This window comes from Aurantimicrobium minutum, assembly GCF_029892845.1.
Classification (GTDB): Bacteria; Actinomycetota; Actinomycetes; order Actinomycetales; family Microbacteriaceae; genus Aurantimicrobium; species Aurantimicrobium minutum_B.
The window spans coordinates 36,114-54,804 of sequence record NZ_JARXVT010000005.1 but is presented as its reverse complement, the minus strand read 5'-3'; the positions used below and the strand labels follow the sequence as shown (position 1 = coordinate 54,804).

Here is an 18,691-nt window from a genome sequence, read left to right as displayed (position 1 = left end):
TGAGAATGTCCCCGCTTGAGGTCAGAAGCTCTGAGGCTTTCTGCACCTTTGGGGTGACAAGTGATTACATTACGGGTTTATTACGGTCCGAGCAAATCACTGCCGCATCCCGGGCGTGTCGCACGCTGTGTTCCCGGGAACGCACAAGATTTACTCGACGAAAATGCCAGCCAGGGTCTTCTTGCCACGGCGTAAAACCGCCATTCCACTGGGTAGTACGTGATTTTCAAGTAGTTCGTCTTCTGCAGTGATCTTCTCGTTGTTGAGATAGACACCGCCCTCTGCAATAGAGCGCCGTGCGGCGCCTAGGCTCTGCGAGAGCTCCGTATCGACCAAAAGCTGCGCCACAGGAGTATTCGCCGGTGTCGTGGTGTGAGGAAGTTCACGCAGCGCGGTCTCAAGAGTGGCGGCATCGAGTTCTGACAACTCCCCCTGTCCAAAGAGCGCAGCGGCGGCTGCAATGGCAGCCTGAGTTGCTTCTTCGCCATGCACCAATGAGGTCACCTCAAGCGCCAAACGACGCTGTGCAGCACGTTTGAAAGGCTCATCAGCCACCTGTTGAGCTAATTCGTCAATCTCAGCACGAGTCAAGAACGTAAAGACCTTGATGCGATCAATCACATCAGCATCGTCAGTGTTGAGCCAGAATTGGTAGAACGCATAAGGACTGGTCATCGAGGCATCGAGCCAGACAGCATTACCTTCGCTCTTACCAAACTTGGTGCCATCGCTATTGGTGATGAGTGGTGTTCCAATAGCGTGAACGCTCTTACCCTCAGCGCGGTGAATCAGATCAGTGCCGCTGGTCAGGTTGCCCCACTGGTCACTACCACCAGTCTGCAAAACGCAGTCATAGTTGCGGTAGAGCTCAAGGAAGTCCATGCCCTGCAAGATCTGGTAGCTGAACTCGGTGTAACTAATACCTGCTTCAGAGTTCAAACGTGCCGAAACAGCGTCCTTCTTGAGCATGGTGCCCACGCGGTAGTACTTCCCCACGTCTCGCAGGAAGTCAATGGCTGACATCGGAGCTGTCCAGTCCAGGTTGTTCACCATGCGGGCAGCGTTAGCGCCATCAAAACTCAGAAACTTAGAAATCTGTGAGCTGAGGTAACCGACCCACTCATTCACCGTCTCTTTGGTGTTGAGTGTGCGCTCTGCAGTGGGACGTGGATCTCCCACGAGGCCTGTAGAGCCACCCACAAGCCCAAGAGGATTGTGTCCTGCAAGTTGAATACGACGAAGCAACAAGAGCTGCACAAGGTTACCGAGGTGCAAGGAAGGAGCTGTGGGGTCAAAGCCGCAGTAATACGTGATGGGAGGGCCCTGGAAGAGCTTCTTGAGCTCATCTGCGTCAGTTGAGACGTGGATGAGACCACGCCAGACCAATTCATCCCAGAGAGTATCGAAACTGGAATCGTTTGCTTGTGTTTCTAGAGACACTTAGAGCCCTAACGCTTTATTGAGATCTTTCACTCGCTCGGTCAATGAGCTCAGTTGATTTGCCACCTGGGCAGGTGCAGTGCCACCAGCGCCATTGCGCGAGTTCACAGAGCCCTCAATGGTGAGAACACCACGAACATCAGGGGTGAGGTGTTCACTGACACTGAGGTAGTCGGCATCAGATGGTTCATGCAGTTCAATGCCACGGGTCTCGCAGAACTGGACCAGTTCGCCTGAGATTTCGTGAGCATCGCGGAAAGCAACACCCTGCTTGACTAGCCACTCTGCAACATCAGTCGCCAGCGAGAAGCCCTGCGGTGCCAGCTCCGCCATACGTGCGGTGTTGAAGGTCAGCGTGGCAACCATGCCTGTAAAGGCAGGCAGAAGCACTTCAAGTGTTTGCACAGAGTCAAAGACGGGTTCTTTGTCTTCCTGCAGGTCGCGGTTATATGCCAGCGGCAAACCCTTCAGCGTGGCCAGCAGACCCGTGAGGTTACCGATCAGACGACCGGACTTACCTCGAGCAAGCTCAGCAATATCAGGGTTCTTCTTTTGAGGCATGATGGACGACCCTGTGGAGTAGCCGTCGTGGAGCTTCACAAAATCAAACTCGCGGGTGTTCCACATGATGATCTCTTCTGAGAAGCGTGAGAGGTTGATGCCAATCAACGAGGTGATGAAAGCAAACTCGGCAACCACATCACGACTTGCTGTGGCATCAATTGAGTTTTCTGTGGGGCCAGAGAGGCCCAGCTCTGCAGCAACCAACTGAGGATCTAGCCCCAGGGAGCCACCAGCAAGTGCACCAGAACCATAAGGAGACTTGGATGCACGTGCCGTCCAGTCAGCTAAACGTTCGAGGTCACGCACCAATGGCCACGCGTGTGCCAACAGTTGGTGGGCCAGCAGAACAGGCTGAGCATGCTGCAGGTGAGTTCGTCCCGGCATGATTGCCGCAGGATGCGCAGCAGCCTGCCCCGCAATCGCATCAATCAGCTGAGTGACTTCGTGTGCAATTATGCGGCCATGATCTAACAAATACATGCGCACCAGTGTTGCAATCTGGTCGTTACGGCTGCGGCCAGCACGAAGCTTTCCACCAACCTCGACGCCAGCAATATCAATCAGACCACGCTCGAGAGCAGAGTGAACGTCCTCATCGCTTTCCAGAGCGACAAACTCGCCCGATGCAACTGCTGCGCGCAGCTTCTCGAGTGAGCCGGTCATGATCTTCAACTCGTCAGCAGTGAGGTAACCAGCTGCATGGAGTGCTTTGGCATGTGCCTGGGAACCAGTGATGTCGTAGTCGGCAAGTGCCCAGTCAAAGTGGGTGGACTTGCTGAGCTTCTGCAGTTCAGGAGACGGCCCCGAAGCGAAACGACCACCCCAAAGCGCTCCGGCTTCACCAGCACGGTTTGCAGCGTTATTCGAGGTAGTCATGGTTCAATCCTAGGGTTGTCAGGAATTACTTGTGGCGTAGCAGCCAGGTCAACAGAGCTTTCTGAGCATGCAGGCGGTTCTCTGCTTCATCCCAGATCACGCTCTGCTTGCCGTCGATCACATCTGCAGAAACTTCATAGCCACGGTAGGCAGGTAAGCAGTGCAGGAAGATTGCAGCCGCATCCGCCTTGGCCATCAGCGCAGCATCAACTTGGTACGCACCAAAATCAGCAACACGCTGCGCCTTCTGGTCTTCTTGCCCCATCGACACCCAGGTGTCAGTAACGACAACATCAGCACCATCAACAGCAAGTGCTGCATCCTCGGTCACAGCAACAGAGCCGCCGGTTTCCACTGAAATCTCGTCTGCATCGCGAACGATGGCAGGGTCAGGCTGGTAACCAGCGGGGGCAGCAATGCGCACGTGCATTCCAGCAACAGCGCAGGCAAGCAAGTACGAGTGCGCCATGTTGCTGCTGCCGTCACCGACGAAAGCCACGGTAAGTCCCCCAAGAGAACCCTTATGTTCACGAATAGTGAGCAGATCTGCCAGAAGCTGGCAAGGGTGGAATTCATCGCTCAGCGCATTCACAACTGGAACGGTTGTTCCAGCAGCCATCTCTTCCAAACCAGCTTGAGAGAACGTGCGCCAGACAATCGCACCAACCATGCGCTCCAGGACACGAGCAGTATCTGAAACAGATTCCTTGGCACCGAGTTGGCTGGAACCTGAGTCCATAATTAGCGGAACACCGCCGAGATCAGCAATACCCACGGCAAAGGAGACACGTGTTCGTGTGGAGGTCTTGTCGAAGATGACAGCGACGGTCTGAGGACCTGCAAGTGGCTTTTCGCAATAGGGCTGAGCCTTCAGTGCAACAGCGAGGTCAAGAATCTCTGTCTGTTCTGCCTGAGTGATGTCATCATCACGAAGGAAGTGCTTAGTCATCAGGCCACTACTTCCGTTCCAGAACCGGTCTGGGTAAAGATTTCGAGCAAAATCGAGTGAGGGTTACGGCCATCGATGATGGCAGCCTTGGGCACTCCCCCATCAACAGCTTCTAAACAGGCCGACATCTTCGGGATCATTCCCGATTCGAGCGAAGGCAGCAGTTCACGAAGTTCATCAGCACCGATTTCTGAAACGAGTGAGTCCATGTTGGGCCAATCGCTATAAAGACCAGCAACATCAGTAAGAATCACGAGCTTGGCAGCGCCTAGAGCAACAGCAAGCGAGGCAGCTGCGGCATCAGCATTCACATTGAGTGACTGTCCGGGTGTGTCCTTATCTGGAGCAATCGAGGACACCACGGGAATACGCCCTGCATCAATCAGAGCATGAACTGCTTCTGGGTCAACGGCGACAACGTCGCCGACGAGACCCAGGTCAACCATTTCACCGTCGATTTCGACACCGCGACGCTCGCCGACAAATAAGCCAGCATCTTCACCTGAGATGGAAGCAGCAAGTGGGCCATGTTCGTTCATGTGGCCAACCAAATCACGCGAGACCTGACCAGTGAGCACCATACGAACCACTTCCATGGCTTCGGGACTAGTGACGCGGTAACCACCACGGAATTCGCTCTCAATTCCCAGACGTTCCAGCATCTTGGTGATCTGAGGGCCACCGCCGTGAACAACAACGGGCTTGATACCCACTGTGCGCAGGTACACCATGTCTTCGGCAAACGCACGAGTGAGTTCTTCGCTCACCATGGCATTGCCACCAAACTTGACCACAATGATCTGGTCATTGAACTTCTTGAGCCACGTCAGCGACTCAATCAGCGTGGCAGCTTTGATAGTTGCTGCTGCGTCTTCTTCACGCATTTGTGTCATGAGTAATCCTTGAGTTCTAGCTCGCGTACGCGCTGTTTTCGTGCACGTAGTCGTGGGTCAAATCGTTGGTCCAAATAGTGGCAGTTTCGTTACCACTGTGGAGTTCAATACGAATATCCACCTCGCGAGGAGTGAGGTCTACCAAGTCACGAGACTGATCAGGCTCCCCCGCAGTGCAGACGGCAACACCATTGAAGCTGACATCAATGTTGTAGGGATCGAACTCAGCAGAAGTTGTTCCCACAGCCGCCAGCACACGTCCCCAGTTGGGGTCATTGCCAAAGATGGCTGCTTTGAAGAGGTTAGAGCGACTGACAGCTCGAGCCACGTCCACGGCATCCTGCTCTGACGCAGCACCTGAAACGGTGATGTGGATGTTGTGGCTCGCGCCTTCTGCATCCTTCTGGAGCTGAATGGCTAGGTCGCGGCACAACTGCGTCAAACGAGCAGTGAATTCAGAAAGCTCAGGCTCCACCCCAGAAGCGCCAGAGGCCATCAGGGTCACCTGGTCATTAGTAGACATACAGCCGTCAGAGTCCAGACGGTCAAAAGTGACACGAGTTGATGCACGAAGGGCAGTGTCGAGCTGTTCGCTCGAAAGTACAGCATCCGTCGTGATAACAACGAGCATGGTGGCCAGTCCTGGTGCGAGCATGCCGGCACCCTTGGCCATTCCACCGATAGTGTATCCAGCTCCGGTAGAAACAGACATCTTGGGAACTGAGTCAGTGGTCATAATGGCGTGAGCGGCATCAATGCCTGCTTGTTCACTGGTTCCAGCCTCAGAAAGTACTTCCAGGCCTGAATCCCAGACGCCGGTCTTGAGCTTGTCCAGGTCGAGTTGTTCGCCAATCAGGCCGGTGGAACACACCAGCACATCACCAGCGGAAACTTCGAGACGCTCTGCAACAGCTTCTGCAGTTGCATGCGTGGTTTGGAATCCACGAGCACCGGTGTAGCAATTAGCTCCACCCGAGTTCAACACAATGGCTTCCACGACTGGATCGGCCATGACTTGCTGGCTCCACAGAATAGGGTTTGCCTTGCAGCGGTTCGAAGTGAACACAGCAGCCACAGACTTCAAGGGCCCCAGGTTTCGCACCATGGCGAAATCCTTCTTTCCAGTGGACTTCAGTCCACACACAACACCTGCGGCACTAAAGCCGGCTGCAGCGGTCACACTCACGGTGCAACTCCATTCGTGGTCAAACCAGTGGTTTCGGGAATACCCAGGGCAATGTTGGCCGACTGAATAGCAGCTCCCGCAGTTCCCTTGGTCAGGTTGTCGAGGGCACTGATAACAACGACGCGACCGGCGTTCTCATCAAGAGCAAGACCAATCAAGCAGGTGTTTGCGCCCACAGTGTCAGCAGTGCGTGGGAACTGACCTAGAGGCAGCACCTGAACAAACGGCTCATTCGCATACGCAGCGCTCCACGCAGCGTGGAGCTTTTCTAGCGTCACGCCGGGCTTGATACGCGCAGTAGTGGTGGCCAAGATGCCACGAGACATGGGTACCAGCACAGGAGTCATCGACACAGTAACTTCAGCAGCGCCTGCCTTGCGCAAGTTCTGAGCAATCTCTGGAGTGTGACGGTGGACACCACCGACGGCATACGCAGAAGCGGATCCCATGATTTCACTGGCCAACAGGTCAACCTTGAGGCTCTTTCCAGCTCCAGAAGGGCCAACGGAGAGAACCGAAACGATATCTATGGCTTCAATGAGTTCTGCCTGAACGCCGGGTGCGATGGCAAGAGAGATTGCAGAAGCATTGCAGCCAGGGGCGGCAATGCGCTTGGTTCCAGCAAGGAATTCACGCTGCGAACCGGAGGAAAGAGGAAGCTCAGGGATGCCATAGGTCCATGCAGAGTTGAACTCTCCACCATAGAAAGCAGCCCAGTCTTCTTCATCTTCAAGACGGTGATCCGCACCACAATCAATGACGAGTGTGTCAGCACTCAGTTGTGCGGCGAGCGCACCTGAAGAACCGTGGGGCAGTGCAAGGAAAACAACGTCATGACCAGCAAGAATCTCAGCAGAGGTGTCCTTGAGCACAAGGTCGCCGTAGCTGCGCAGATGGGGTTGAACATCAACCAAACGCTGACCTGCATTGGAGTGTGCGGTAACTGTGCGCACCTCAAACTCGGGGTGTCCAGCGAGCAGGCGCAGGACCTCGCCACCGGCGTAACCGCTGGCTCCAGCAATGGCAACCGAGTATGTCATTAGATAACTCTATCTAAACCTTCAACCAGTTATTGAACCCTGATGAAGGCGTGGCGATGCCTACTCGCGAATAGTCGCACCGAAGCGTGATGCGGCGAGCGCAACACCAGCTTCCTTGGAAGCTGTTGCTTCAGCAGCAGTAAGTGTGCGGTCTTCAGCACGGAATCGCAGAGCGAAGGTCAGCGAACGCTGGCCTTCTGGAATTCCTGTGCCTTGGTAGACATCCACAAGAGTTGCTGTTTCCAGCAGTTCTCCCGCACCTTCCACCACAGCATCAAGAACATCTGATGCAGGGATAGTGTCTGCGACAACAAGAGAGAGGTCTTGGGTTGCCGCAGGCATTGTCTTGACATCCACAGCCACGTGAGGAACACCAGCAGCATCCGTCACAGCATCCAGGTTCAATTCAAATGCAGCAACAGTGCGTGGAAGGTGTGCGTCTTCAGCCACGGAAGGCAGGAGTTCACCGGCATATCCGATAACAGCATCACCTAGGAGCAGCTCTGCAGTGCGACCGGGGTGGAATGCCTTGTGACTTCCCTGGCGTACAGAGATCTGGATTCCTGCACCGAGAGCAATCTGCTGCACAGCGGAGAGCGCGTCCTGCCAGTCGTAAGCAACAGCTTTCTGGCCAACCTGCTTAGAGATGGCATCTCCCACAAACAAACCAGAGATGTAGCGGGGCTGGGGTGGGATGCCGGCATAGAGTTTGGCTTCCACATCAGGTGCGGGACGAACTCCACCAGCAACGATGTCCTGACCGTAGGTCTTTCCCTGCTCAGGAAGGAACACCAGACCAGTCTCAAACAGGGCCAAGTCAGTCATTCCGCGGGAGCGGTTGCGAGCAGCGGTGCCAATAAGACCTGGAAGTAGCGATGTGCGCATCCAACCCTGGGTTGCATCCAATGCGTTAGCTAGGCGAACCTGAGGAACGCTCTTCTCAGTTGCCGAACCAAAGAGATTGTTGGTCTCTTCATCAAAGAAGGGATAGCTCAGCACCTCGGTGTGGCCAGTAGCGGCCAGGGTGTTGGAAACGCGGCGGCGCACGTCCTGGGCGACGGTGTAACCGCGTCCAGGAGGCGCCACAGGAAGAACTGCAGGAATCAGGTGGTAGCCGACAATACGGGCCACTTCTTCTGCCAGAGTCCACTTGTCAGTGAGGTCAGGACGCCAGGTGGGTGGAGTGACAGAGAATCCCGTGCCTAACTTGGCGACAGCACACCCGATTTCGGTCAGCGAGGACTCGATCTGCTTGTCGGTGTATTCGAGACCAATGAGGTTGGTCACAAAACCGGCAGGAAGTTCAATAGCAACGGGAGCTGCAAAGTGGTTGAAGTAGGAACCTTCATCCACGATCTCCCCGCCAGCAAGTTCAACCAGAAGCTGAGCAACGCGGCCTGCTGCAACAGCAGCAACTTCGGGGTCCACTCCGCGTTCAAAACGCTTGGAAGCTTCGGAGTGAAGCTTGTGTCGGCGTGCTGAACGTGCAATCGATACGGGATCGAAGTTGGCAGCTTCAATGAGCACGTTGGTCGTGCCGTCAGTGATCTCAGTATCTGCACCACCCATCACGCCTGCAAGACCAATCGCCTTACCGCCTGAGGTGATCAGCAGGTCTTCGATGTCTAGCGTGCGCTCTACTTCATCGAGGGTGACGATCTTCTCACCCTGAGCGGCGCGACGAACAACAATGTCTCCAGAGAGCTTGTCGAGGTCATACGCGTGGTTGGGCTGACCCATCTCGATCATGACGTAGTTCGAGATATCAACCGGAAGCGAGATGGTACGAATGCCTGCAAGCTTCAGCCTCGACACCATCCACGACGGAGTGGGAGCGGTAGCATCAATGCCGCGCACAATGCGGCTAGCAAAGACATTCGAGCCCACGCGTCCACGAATCGGCGCCTTATCGTCGACAGAAACAGGAAATTCGGTGCCAAATTTCTTTGCTTCCGTCACACCGTGAGCGGAGATGACCTCCGTTGCAGGGTCACGGAATGCAGCACCGGTTGAGTGAGCGTATTCACGGGCAACACCGCGAATAGAGAACGCATATCCGCGGTCAGGTGTGACATTGATCTCCACAGCAGACTCAGACAGGCCGAGCAGCTCGAGTGCATCAGTGCCAACCTCAGGGTCAAGGCCCATCTCTGCCAGACGAATAATGCCGTCGTGACCTTCGCCGAGGCCCAATTCCTTGGCCGAGGCCATCATGCCGTCGGAAACGTGTCCGTAGGTCTTGCGTGCAGCAATCGGGAACGGGCCAGGCAGAACAGCACCGGGAAGTGTGACAACAACCTTGTCACCAACAAAGAAGTTTCCAGCACCACAGACGATGCCGTGGATAGCGTCGCCGCCATCGGCAGCGACCTGACCATCTGGAGCAACGCGAACCTGGCACCAGCGAATGGTCTTGCCATTGTTCTGCTCTTCAGGAGTGAATTCGAGAACTTCACCGACCACGATGGGGCCAGAAATGTCTCCGCCGTGGATGTCTTCTTCTTCAAAGCCAACCTTGACCAGGTCCGCTTGAACCTGCTCAGGAGTGATGTCAGAGGCGAGGTCGACGTATTCGCCGAGCCAACTCAGTGGGACGCGCATCAGACCACCATTCCAAACTGCTGGCTGAAGCGAACATCGCCTTCGACCATGTCGTGCATGTCGCTGACGTCGTTGCGGAACATGAGCGTGCGCTCCACGCCGACACCGAAAGCAAAACCGGAGTAGACCTCAGGATCAATGCCTGCCGAGCGCAGAACATTGGGGTTCACCATGCCACAGCCACCCCACTCGATCCAGCGTGCACCACCGGCAAAGGTGGGGTGCCAAACATCGAGTTCAGCAGAAGGCTCAGTGAAGGGGAAGTAGTTGGGGCGCAGGCGAATCTTGGCGCCGTCACCGAACATGATGCGCGCAGCGTGCTCGAGCGTTCCACGCAAGTGAGCCATGGTCAGACCCTTGTCAACGGCAAGACCCTCGACCTGGGTGAACACAGGAGTGTGAGTGGCATCGAGTTCATCGGTGCGGTACACGCGACCAGGAGCCAAGACATAGATAGGAACTTCGCGTTCCAGCATGGAGCGCACCTGAACAGGTGATGTGTGGGTGCGAAGTACCAAGTGAGAGTCAACAGGTTCAACGAAGAAAGTGTCCTGCATGGCGCGGGCAGGGTGGTCTGCATCAAAGTTCAGGGCGTCGAAGTTGAACCATTCACCTTCGAGCTCTGGACCTTCCGCAATTTCCCAGCCCATACCGACGAAGGCATCACAAATGCTTTCCTGTAGAAGCATGAGCGGGTGGCGTCCACCTGCACTCCAGCGCGAGGCTGCAGCAGTGACATCTACCTTCTCGGCAGCAAGTTGAGCAGTCTGCTCCTCGCGCACGATGGCTTCTTCACGGGCAGCGAATGCCTGGTTGACTTCACCCTTAGCCTGACCGACGAGTTTGCCCGCAGCTGCCTTCTGGTCGCCAGGAACATCCTTCATCAGGGCGTTCAACTGGGCGAGAGTCGAGGACTCCCCCACGTGGGCAGTGCGGACAGCCTTCAGCGCTGCGGAATCCGCAGCGGCAGCAATAGCTGCCAGCGCGTCAGTAACCGCAGCCGTAACGGTTGCTTCGGTGATTTCAGTAGGTGCAGACACAGTTCTCAATTTTATGTCGGGAGTGGGCCAGAGCCGACTCGACAGGCTAGGCCTTGTTGTGAGCGAAAGCGCTCTCGTAGATGAGCACAGCAGCAGCTGTGGCCAAGTTCATAGATTCAGCATCTCCGTAGATGGGCACGGTGATGGCTTTTTCTGCCATCGCAAAGTGCTCATCGGTCAAACCGCGGGCTTCGTTACCGAATAACCACGCAGTGGGAGCATCGAGGACACCATTGGTTCGAGCTAGAACGAGGTCTTCACCCTTGATGTCCGCAGCGAGGAGCTGAAGCCCTGCTTCGCGAACGTAGGGAAGTACGTTTTCCAGCTCTACATCCACCGTGATGGGCAAGTGGAACAAGGAACCCGTGGTGGAGCGCACAACCTTGGGGTTGTAGAGATCAACCGAGCGACCGGTCAATATGACCGCATCAGCCCCGGCGGCATCTGCCACACGGATGATGGTGCCCAAGTTACCGGGATCACGTACCTCTTCGAGGATGATGACCAGCTTGGGGTCTTCAGCGAAGATTTCCTTCAGTGCCGTGGGGAACTGGTGCACGACCGCAATGAATCCTTGCGGGGTGACCGTGTCCGCCATCGCGGCGAGGACTTCTTCCGAAACGAACTCGACATCTACCCCGGCATCAACAGCAGTTGCTGCGATGTCTTGGTAGCGCTCAAGCGCGGTGGGCGTGGCATAGAGCTCCACAATCAACTGTGGGCGATATGCCAATGCCTCTGAAACGGCTTGCGGGCCTTCCAAGAGGAAGAGCCCGGTCTCGGACCGGGCTCCCCTCGTGGCTAGCTTCGCAACCGCCTTCACGCGAGGAGCGCGGGGGTTGTCGAGCATGATGTTCCTTAGGCCTTGACCTTGGGTGCAGAAGTGTCTGCAGGAAGTGCCTTGCGTGCAGCTTCAACCAGCTGGGTGAAGGTTGCAGGATCGGTTACAGCGATCTCAGCAAGCATGCGACGGTCAACCTGGATGTCAGCCAGAGCGAGGCCCTGAATGAAACGGTTGTAGGTCAGGCCGTTTGCACGGCTTGCTGCGTTGATGCGCTGGATCCAGAGGCGACGGAAGTCACCCTTGCGGGCACGACGGTCGCGGTAGCTGTAGACCAGCGAGTGGATGACCTGCTCTTTTGCCTTGCGGTACAGGCGCGAACGCTGACCGCGGTAACCCTTAGCGCGCTCGAGGATGACGCGACGCTTCTTGTGAGCGTTAACGGCTCTTTTTACTCTTGCCATTTTCTTATCCTTTTAGTATTCGCTAAGTCTGATTACAGACCGAGAAGCTTCTTGATGACCTTGGAGTCAGCTGGAGACAGGATCTGGTCCTGGTTCAGGCTGCGCTTGCGCTTGCCCGACTTAACTTCGAGGTTGTGACGCATGCCGGCCTGCTGCTTCTTGAGCTTGCCGGTACCGGTTACCTTGAAGCGCTTCTTGGACCCGGAGTGGGTCTTCATCTTTGGCATTGGATCTCCTTGGGGTTTCACATTCCCTGGTGAGGGAAAGCGGGGCTTTTAGTCGTCGAGCTCGTCTGAGACCGACTTGGTGGACTTCTTGGGTGCAGCTGCTTTCGTAGCTGTGGTCTTGGGGGCTGCCTTGGCAGGCTTTTCAGCAACTACTTCTGCTTCAACAACCTGAACGGCATTTGCCTTGTCATCTTCAACAGCAAGAACGGATTCGCCAGACTTGGCTTCCTTCTTGTCGCCACGCTTGTTGGCATCACGCTTGGCGTTCTGCTCTGCCTTGGCTTCGGACTTGCTCTTGAGGGGACCAATAATCATGACCATGTTGCGGCCATCAATGGTGGGGCTGGACTCGATGGTGCCGAATTCTGCAACTTCTTCAGCGAACTTCTGAAGCAAGCGAACACCCTGTTCGGGACGTGACTGCTCACGACCGCGGAAAAGGATCATGGCCTTGACCTTGTCACCATCGTTAAGGAAGCCGATTGCGCGCTTCTTCTTGGTTTCGTAGTCGTGAACGTCAATCTTCAGGCGGAAACGTACCTCTTTGAGGATGGTGTTGGCCTGGTTACGTCGAGCTTCCTTGAGCTTCTGCGCAGCTTCGTACTTGAACTTTCCGTAGTCCATGATCTTTGCAACCGGCGGCTTGGCTTCGGGAGCAACCTCAACGAGATCGAGGTCAGCCTCCTGTGCAAGTCGAAGGGCAACATCGATCGCCACGACACCTACCTGCTCGCCGTTGGGACCAACGAGGCGAACTTCAGGGACGCGGATACGGTCGTTTGTACGTGGATCGCTAATGCGGTGCTCCTTGTTATTTCTCTGAAACCCTTACGGGGAGAAAGAGGAGTCTTACGCGCAGCACAGATATACATCCGTGGTTAACACGACACAAGGTAAACCTTGTGGCACCCTGACCTACCTGCCCAGCAAGCTGAACCGGCGGAGTGCAAGAACCCAGTAACCTGATGTTGCGGGTTACGGGTGGGAGATAACTCCTCTTTCAATTTCTTGGCATGAGCTAAGAAACCTGCATAAGCCTAGCAGAGGAATACATTGTGAGCGAAAGCGCCGAAAACGAGGCAGTCCAGAAGGCTGTTTTGGACATCGCAGAAGTGCCTGCCATTGAGGTCATCGTGGAGGTTGCCGTGAACCTGATGAGCGCAGCCGCTATCAAGTGTGGTCTCGCCGAAGGCCCTGATGCCGCTTCCTTGACTGACCTCGATGAAGCGCGCAAGCTCATCAATGCTCTTGCAGGTCTCATTACGGCAGCAGCACCAGACATTAGTGACTCTCACGCTCGTCCACTGCGCGATGGTCTGCGTTCGCTTCAGTTGGCTTTCCGCGAAGCTTCTCCTATCCCCGATGAAATCGGCAAGGGTCCCGGCGAAAAGTGGACAGGTCCCGTCAACTAGCTCGCTAGTTGGCCAATAAGGCCAAGTAACCGCTGCATAAACAGCTGGTGTGCAGATTCCTGCACGTGTTCTCCGCCACGCATGATGGCTTCTTGGAGAGCAGCTTCATAGGTATTCATGAGCACGTTGGCCAGTTCAACCGAATCCAGTGCAGGGGTCAGTCCGACTGCATCAAAGGCAGCGGAAATAATGCTGCCAAATTCGTGATCTGCAGCTCTCTTCTGCTCGAGATAGAGCTTGCCCACTTCCCCATCGCGCATTGCCAAGAGGCGAAGTTCTGATTGGAATAGAAACCAGAGGCGGTTCTCTCCCTGTTGTTCCAGGAAGCTCGCCACGATCGGTCCTAGCTCCTGGGCAGTGAGCTTCCCACCCGAGTTGCCGAGCAACGTGGGCAAGATCACATCGATGTTGGCCACGCTTCCCCGCAGCAACGCGAGCCGTTCATTGTTGCCTCGTTCGGCGAGCGCGAGGAAGAGTTCTTCCTTCGTGTCGAAATTTGAGTAAAAAGCCCCGCGGGTGAAATCTGCACGTTCGGCGATCATTTCGACACTTGCTGCGTGGATACCCACCTCTGAGAAGACTTCAAAGGCCGCATCCATCAGGCGTTCACGCGTTTTTTGACGCCTGGCTGACTCTGCGGGCTTTGATTCTGTCTCGGTTGTGGTGCTCACGAAATTAAGGATACACTGATGTATCGGATACACCGGTGTATCGAAACGTGATTTATCCCCGCACCGCCGGCTGATCTCCGGCGGTTGCCAACACACAAGGACAGCCATGTCATCACTGCTTTACTCTCTCGGACACTGGGCATTCAAAGCCCGCCGCCTCGTACTCATTGGCTGGTTGATTGTCCTCGTTGCAATCGGTGGTGGCGCAGCAGTATTCAGTAAGGGCCTCGACAACGGCATCAGTATTCCGGGAACCGAGTCACAGGCTGCCCTCGACTCCCTCTCGACGACATTCCCCCAGGTCAGTGGCGCATCTGCCCAGATCATTGTGGTGGCAGCAGACGGTCAGCTGATCACTGACCCCGAATACAAAGACGCTCTCAACTCCGTTGCAGACGAGATGACGAAGCTCCCGCAGATTGAGAACGTCACCTCCCCTTTCAACGAGCGCATTAATGGTGCCATTAGCGAGAACGACAAAGCTGGTCTACTCAGCGTCCAGTTTGATGGCGCAACCTCAACCATCACGCCTGCATCACTGAGTGAACTTGAGGCGGCAACGGAGCAACTGAGCAAAGATCTGCCAGCAGGCTCCACTGTTTCCCTCGGCGGTCAGATCTACAGCCAGAGCATGCCAACCATCACCCCCACCGAACTCATCGGTGTGGGAATTGCCCTCGTGGTGCTCATCATTACTTTCGGCTCATTCCTCGCAGCCGGCATGCCATTGCTCACAGCTTTGCTCGGTGTCGGAATCTCAATTTCCCTCATCTTCGTTGCAACAGCATTCGCCAAGGTGACCTCAACAACCCCGATGCTTGCACTCATGCTGGGACTTGCAGTGGGTATCGACTACGCCCTGTTCATCATTTCTCGCCACCAGGACGAGCTGCGCAAGGGTGATACTCCTGCGGAAGCTGCGGCCAGGGCTAATGGAACTGCAGGTTCTGCCGTGATCTTTGCCGGCCTGACCGTCATGATTGCCCTCCTCGGTTTGGGAATTGCTGGCATTCCGTTCCTCACCACGATGGGTGTAGCGGCGGCAGTTGGCGTTGGCGTATCCGTCCTGATCTCCATCACGTTAATTCCTGCTCTGCTCGGCTTTGCGGGCGAGCGCCTGCGTCCAAAGAAGAAGAAAACTAAAAAGGAAGAAGCCGCTGCGCACAAACCCAACCGCTTCTTCTTGGGCTGGGTTAAAGCTGTTACTCGCTTCCCCATTGTGACAATCCTGGCTGTGATAGCAGCGATCACCATCGTTGCCTTGCCTGCGCTTAACCTGCGTTTGGCACTGCCTGATGCAGGCAGTAATTCACTCGAGGACCGCTCGCGCATTACCTATGACCTAGTTGCAGAGAACTTTGGTGAGGGCTTCAACGGTCCCTTGTTGGTAACCGGCACCATTGTCACCAGCACCGACCCCCTTGGCCTAATGGATGACCTCAAGTCTGAGCTAGAAAAGATTCCAGGTGTGGCCGCAGTTCCCCTGGCTACGCCCAACATGACCGCAGACACGGGCATTATTCAGGTCATCCCCGAGGGTGCACCTGACTCCCCTGAAACCAAGGCTCTAGTTCAGGCCATTCGTGATAAGCATGACTATTTCCAGCAGAAATATGGCGTTGATCTCTCCGTAACTGGCTTCACCGCAAGCGGTATTGATATTTCCACCTTGCTGGGTAACGCGCTGTTGCCCTTCGGCATTGTGGTGGTGGGGCTGTCCCTCATTCTGTTGACCATGGTGTTCCGCTCCATTTGGGTGCCGATCAAGGCAGCCGTGGGTTACCTCTTTAGCGTTGTAGCTGCCTTCGGTGTGGTCACACTCGTACTTCAAGAGGGCGTGGGAGCTGAGTTCTTCCACGTGGACAAGCCAGGACCCGTCATTAGCTTCATGCCGATCTTGGTGATGGGCATCCTCTTCGGCCTGGCGATGGACTACGAGGTCTTCCTCGTGGCTCGTATGCGAGAGGACTACGTCCACTCGGGCAAGGCGCGAAAGTCCATCATCACCGGCTTTGTCGGTTCTGCAAAGGTCGTCACCGCTGCTGCGGTGATTATGTTCGCCGTCTTCGCCGCATTCGTTCCCGAGGGTGATGGCAGCCTCAAGGCAATTGCCCTAGCCCTGGCAGTAGGAATCTTTGTTGACGCTTTTATTGTGCGTATGACCTTCGTTCCTGCTGTACTCCAGCTCCTGGGTGACAAGGCTTGGTATATCCCCAAGTGGCTAGACCGCGTTCTCCCCCACTTTGATGTGGAGGGTGAGGGAGTTCAGCACGAACTCGAACTTGCCGACTGGCCTGCAGAAAAGAACGTGGTTGTCGCAGCGGAAGGCCTCAGCCTCAAGAATGCTGAAGGCACACGCTCTTACTTCAAGAACCTCAACTTCACCGTTCCAAACGGAACAACCCTGTTTGTCACCGGGAGCGACAAGATTGCCACCTCGGCTCTCTTGTTGACACTCAGTGGCCGCCTCGATCCTGATGCCGGCAAGCTCAAGGTCGCAGACATGGTCCTTCCCGTGCGTTCGGGAGCGGTGCGTTCGCGTGTGGCACTGATTGATGTTGCCGAGCACGCTAACCGCAACACCGTGGCGGCCATTGAGGACGCCTCCTCAGAGAAGCCCCACGTCATCATTCTCGACAACATTGACTTCCTCTCCTCAGAGAGCGAGCGTTATGGCGTCGCTGATGCCCTCAACGCAGCCCGCGAAGCAGCTTCCAAGGCTGGTCGCACCCTCACCGTCTTTGTCGGAACAACCAACGATATGCCTGTGGAGACCTGGGGTAACTTCCTCAGTGCCCGCGTTGACTCGGTGGTGCTTGACCTCGACCATGCCTCGTCCTCGAGCAAGAAAGTGCAGGCATAATCATGGCCACACTCATCACACGCCTGTCCAAGAACTCAGCAAAGACCGAGGGTAAGCCTCGCGTTCTCACCCTCGCCGCGCTGATCTTTGTTCCTCTCATCGTGGTCGGCACCCTGATGTGGGGGCTGTGGAACCCCACAGACCGCCTCAACACTGTCACCGCAGCCATTGTGAACAATGACGAGCCGGTCACCATCAATGGTCAACTCACTCCCCTAGGCCGATTACTCACTGCAGGACTCGTAGATGGTGCTGACGGCGCCTCCAACTACAACTGGGTCATCACGAACGAAGCTGGCGCGAAAGAGGGCTTACGCAGTGGTGACTATGTTGCCGTTGTGACGATCCCGAAAAACTTCTCCGAAGTTGCCACCTCCTCATTCAGTGACGCAGCAAATCCTGAACAAGCCATCATTGATGTCACGTCAAGTGACAAGACTCGACTCGTCGATGACGCCCTGACAACTGCGATCACCTCAACTGCTGTGACCTTGTTAAACCAGCAACTCAGTGCCAGCTATATCGAGAACGTTCTGATCGGTTTCAGCACCTTAAGTGAAAGCCTGGGTGAAGCTGCCTCTGGTGCACAAGAACTCTCTTCCGGTATAGCTTCCCTGGCTGACGGTGCAAACCAACTCTCTGTTGGTGCAAACCAGCTCTCGAATGGAATGTGGACTCTTCAAGCACAAGCAGCTGCCATTCCAGGTAGCGCCCAACAGATCGCTGATGGCTTGGCAGGCTTGTCCGCAACCTGTTCACAAGTTGTTGTTGCCCCAGCACAGGCTCAGTTCTGTGGCGGTTTGGCAGGGCTGACTGCAGGAACCTCAGGTCTTGCCGGAGGTCTTTCTAGCCTGAGCGGTGGAATCACCGAGCTTGCCGCCGGCAGCACGGGCATTGCCACTGGCGTTGAAGGAATTGCCTCAGGAACTACCGCCGTTGCAGGTGGTGCTGCTGGTCTCGCAACTGGTCTCGACACTGCAGTGGCAAACATTCCTGTCTACACCGAAGCAGAAAGCAAGAAGCTCTCTGAGGTCGTCACCGCACCTGTTGCTCTCAAAGACGCAGGCACGTTGACCTTCGGAGCGAACAGCACCCCGCTCTATGTGGTGCTCTCGCTCTGGATCGGCGCACTGGCAATCTTCGTAGGCCTGCGCACACTCCCCCAGCGCTTGCTCGAATCAACCAGGTCTTCATTGTCGCTAGCAACCAGATCCTTCGTGGTTCCCGCAATTGTAGGAATTATTCAAGGCGCTGCGGTTGCGACGGTCATCGCCGTGGCTAACGGCTATGGCCTTGGCGAATGGGCCAGTGTGACGTCCATTGCCGCCTTGATTGGAATTGCCTTCACGGCAACCAACCAGGCTCTGAACGCCATTCTGGGCGGCTTTGGCCGTATGGTCTCTCTCGCAGTGGCAGTTCTCATCCTGGTCACTGGCGTGATCTCGACAGTTCCTGAGCTCTTAGACACGTTGTTGAGCTTCACCCCAGCAAATGATGCTGTGACGGCACTCCAAGCCGTTATCAATTCAGGTGATGTCTCCGGTTTTGCCTCCGCGGTGACTTCCTTAGTGTTGTGGAGCTTGGGTGGCGTGCTGTTCACAGCACTGGCCATCTCCCGTAAGCGTCACGTTTCCATCACCACACTCAGCAAAGAAACCCAGCCCGTCTAGGGCTGGGTTTCAGT

15 protein-coding genes and 1 pseudogene are annotated in these 18,691 nt (G+C 55.7%); 3 read left to right on the top strand and 13 right to left on the bottom strand.

Annotated elements, in window-relative coordinates; genetic code table 11:
• Positions 1-150: 150 nt before the first annotated feature.
• The 12 genes and pseudogenes from tyrS to infC all read right to left on the bottom strand — a co-directional run.
• Positions 151-1,440: a tyrosine--tRNA ligase gene (gene tyrS / locus M2118_RS07345; protein ID WP_280795290.1), complete on the bottom strand. Its 1,290-nt coding sequence runs from the start codon at positions 1,438-1,440 to the stop codon at positions 151-153.
• Positions 1,441-2,880 (bottom strand): argininosuccinate lyase, encoded by a 1,440-nt coding sequence (gene argH / locus M2118_RS07340; RefSeq protein WP_280795289.1) that lies wholly within the window; start codon positions 2,878-2,880, stop codon positions 1,441-1,443.
• A 25-nt stretch (positions 2,881-2,905) separates the two neighbouring features.
• Complete coding sequence (argF, locus tag M2118_RS07335; protein ID WP_280795288.1) at positions 2,906-3,829, bottom strand: ornithine carbamoyltransferase; 924 nt, start codon at positions 3,827-3,829, stop codon at positions 2,906-2,908.
• Positions 3,829-4,722: an acetylglutamate kinase gene (gene argB / locus M2118_RS07330; RefSeq protein ID WP_280795286.1), complete on the bottom strand. Its 894-nt coding sequence runs from the start codon at positions 4,720-4,722 to the stop codon at positions 3,829-3,831. The genes argF and argB overlap by 1 nt, the downstream gene beginning before the upstream one ends.
• Positions 4,723-4,738: 16 nt before the next feature.
• On the bottom strand, positions 4,739-5,908 hold the full coding sequence (gene argJ / locus M2118_RS07325; protein ID WP_280795285.1) for a bifunctional glutamate N-acetyltransferase/amino-acid acetyltransferase ArgJ: 1,170 nt from the start codon (positions 5,906-5,908) through the stop codon (positions 4,739-4,741).
• Complete coding sequence (gene argC, locus M2118_RS07320; protein ID WP_280795284.1) at positions 5,905-6,948, bottom strand: N-acetyl-gamma-glutamyl-phosphate reductase; 1,044 nt, start codon at positions 6,946-6,948, stop codon at positions 5,905-5,907. The genes argJ and argC overlap by 4 nt, the downstream gene beginning before the upstream one ends.
• A gap of 60 nt (positions 6,949-7,008) precedes the next feature.
• A complete protein-coding gene (gene pheT / locus M2118_RS07315) occupies positions 7,009-9,549 on the bottom strand; it encodes a phenylalanine--tRNA ligase subunit beta (RefSeq protein WP_280795283.1) in 2,541 nt (846 codons plus the stop codon).
• Complete coding sequence (gene pheS / locus M2118_RS07310) at positions 9,549-10,589, bottom strand: phenylalanine--tRNA ligase subunit alpha (protein WP_280795282.1); 1,041 nt, start codon at positions 10,587-10,589, stop codon at positions 9,549-9,551. Before pheS ends, pheT begins: the two co-directional genes overlap by 1 nt.
• 46 nt (positions 10,590-10,635) lie before the next feature.
• Positions 10,636-11,439 carry a TrmH family RNA methyltransferase gene (locus M2118_RS07305; RefSeq protein WP_280795281.1) on the bottom strand — a complete coding sequence of 268 codons (804 nt, stop codon included), beginning with the start codon at positions 11,437-11,439 and terminating at the stop codon, positions 10,636-10,638.
• Between the two features lie 8 nt (positions 11,440-11,447).
• Positions 11,448-11,834: a 50S ribosomal protein L20 gene (gene rplT / locus M2118_RS07300; RefSeq protein WP_280795280.1), complete on the bottom strand. Its 387-nt coding sequence runs from the start codon at positions 11,832-11,834 to the stop codon at positions 11,448-11,450.
• 32 nt (positions 11,835-11,866) lie between these two features.
• Complete coding sequence (rpmI, locus tag M2118_RS07295) at positions 11,867-12,061, bottom strand: 50S ribosomal protein L35 (protein ID WP_110233635.1); 195 nt, start codon at positions 12,059-12,061, stop codon at positions 11,867-11,869.
• 243 nt (positions 12,062-12,304) lie between these two features.
• Positions 12,305-12,859: pseudogene (infC, locus tag M2118_RS07290) on the bottom strand (translation initiation factor IF-3); the annotation flags it as partial.
• 257 nt (positions 12,860-13,116) lie between these two features.
• Between infC and M2118_RS07285 the strand changes: the two are divergent.
• Positions 13,117-13,473 carry a DUF1844 domain-containing protein gene (locus tag M2118_RS07285; protein WP_280795278.1) on the top strand — a complete coding sequence of 119 codons (357 nt, stop codon included), beginning with the start codon at positions 13,117-13,119 and terminating at the stop codon, positions 13,471-13,473.
• Here the strand turns inward: M2118_RS07285 and M2118_RS07280 are convergent.
• A complete protein-coding gene (locus M2118_RS07280; RefSeq protein ID WP_280795276.1) occupies positions 13,470-14,144 on the bottom strand; it encodes a TetR/AcrR family transcriptional regulator in 675 nt (224 codons plus the stop codon). The genes M2118_RS07285 and M2118_RS07280 overlap by 4 nt on opposite strands.
• Before the next feature lie 106 nt (positions 14,145-14,250).
• On the opposite strand from M2118_RS07280, the gene M2118_RS07275 reads away from it, so the two are divergent.
• Both M2118_RS07275 and M2118_RS07270 read left to right on the top strand, forming a co-directional pair.
• Complete coding sequence (locus M2118_RS07275) at positions 14,251-17,007, top strand: MMPL family transporter (RefSeq protein WP_280795274.1); 2,757 nt, start codon at positions 14,251-14,253, stop codon at positions 17,005-17,007.
• A 2-nt stretch (positions 17,008-17,009) separates the two neighbouring features.
• Positions 17,010-18,677, top strand: a complete 1,668-nt coding sequence (locus M2118_RS07270) for a YhgE/Pip family protein (protein WP_280795273.1) — start codon at positions 17,010-17,012, stop codon at positions 18,675-18,677.
• The last annotated feature ends 14 nt before the right edge of the window (positions 18,678-18,691 follow it).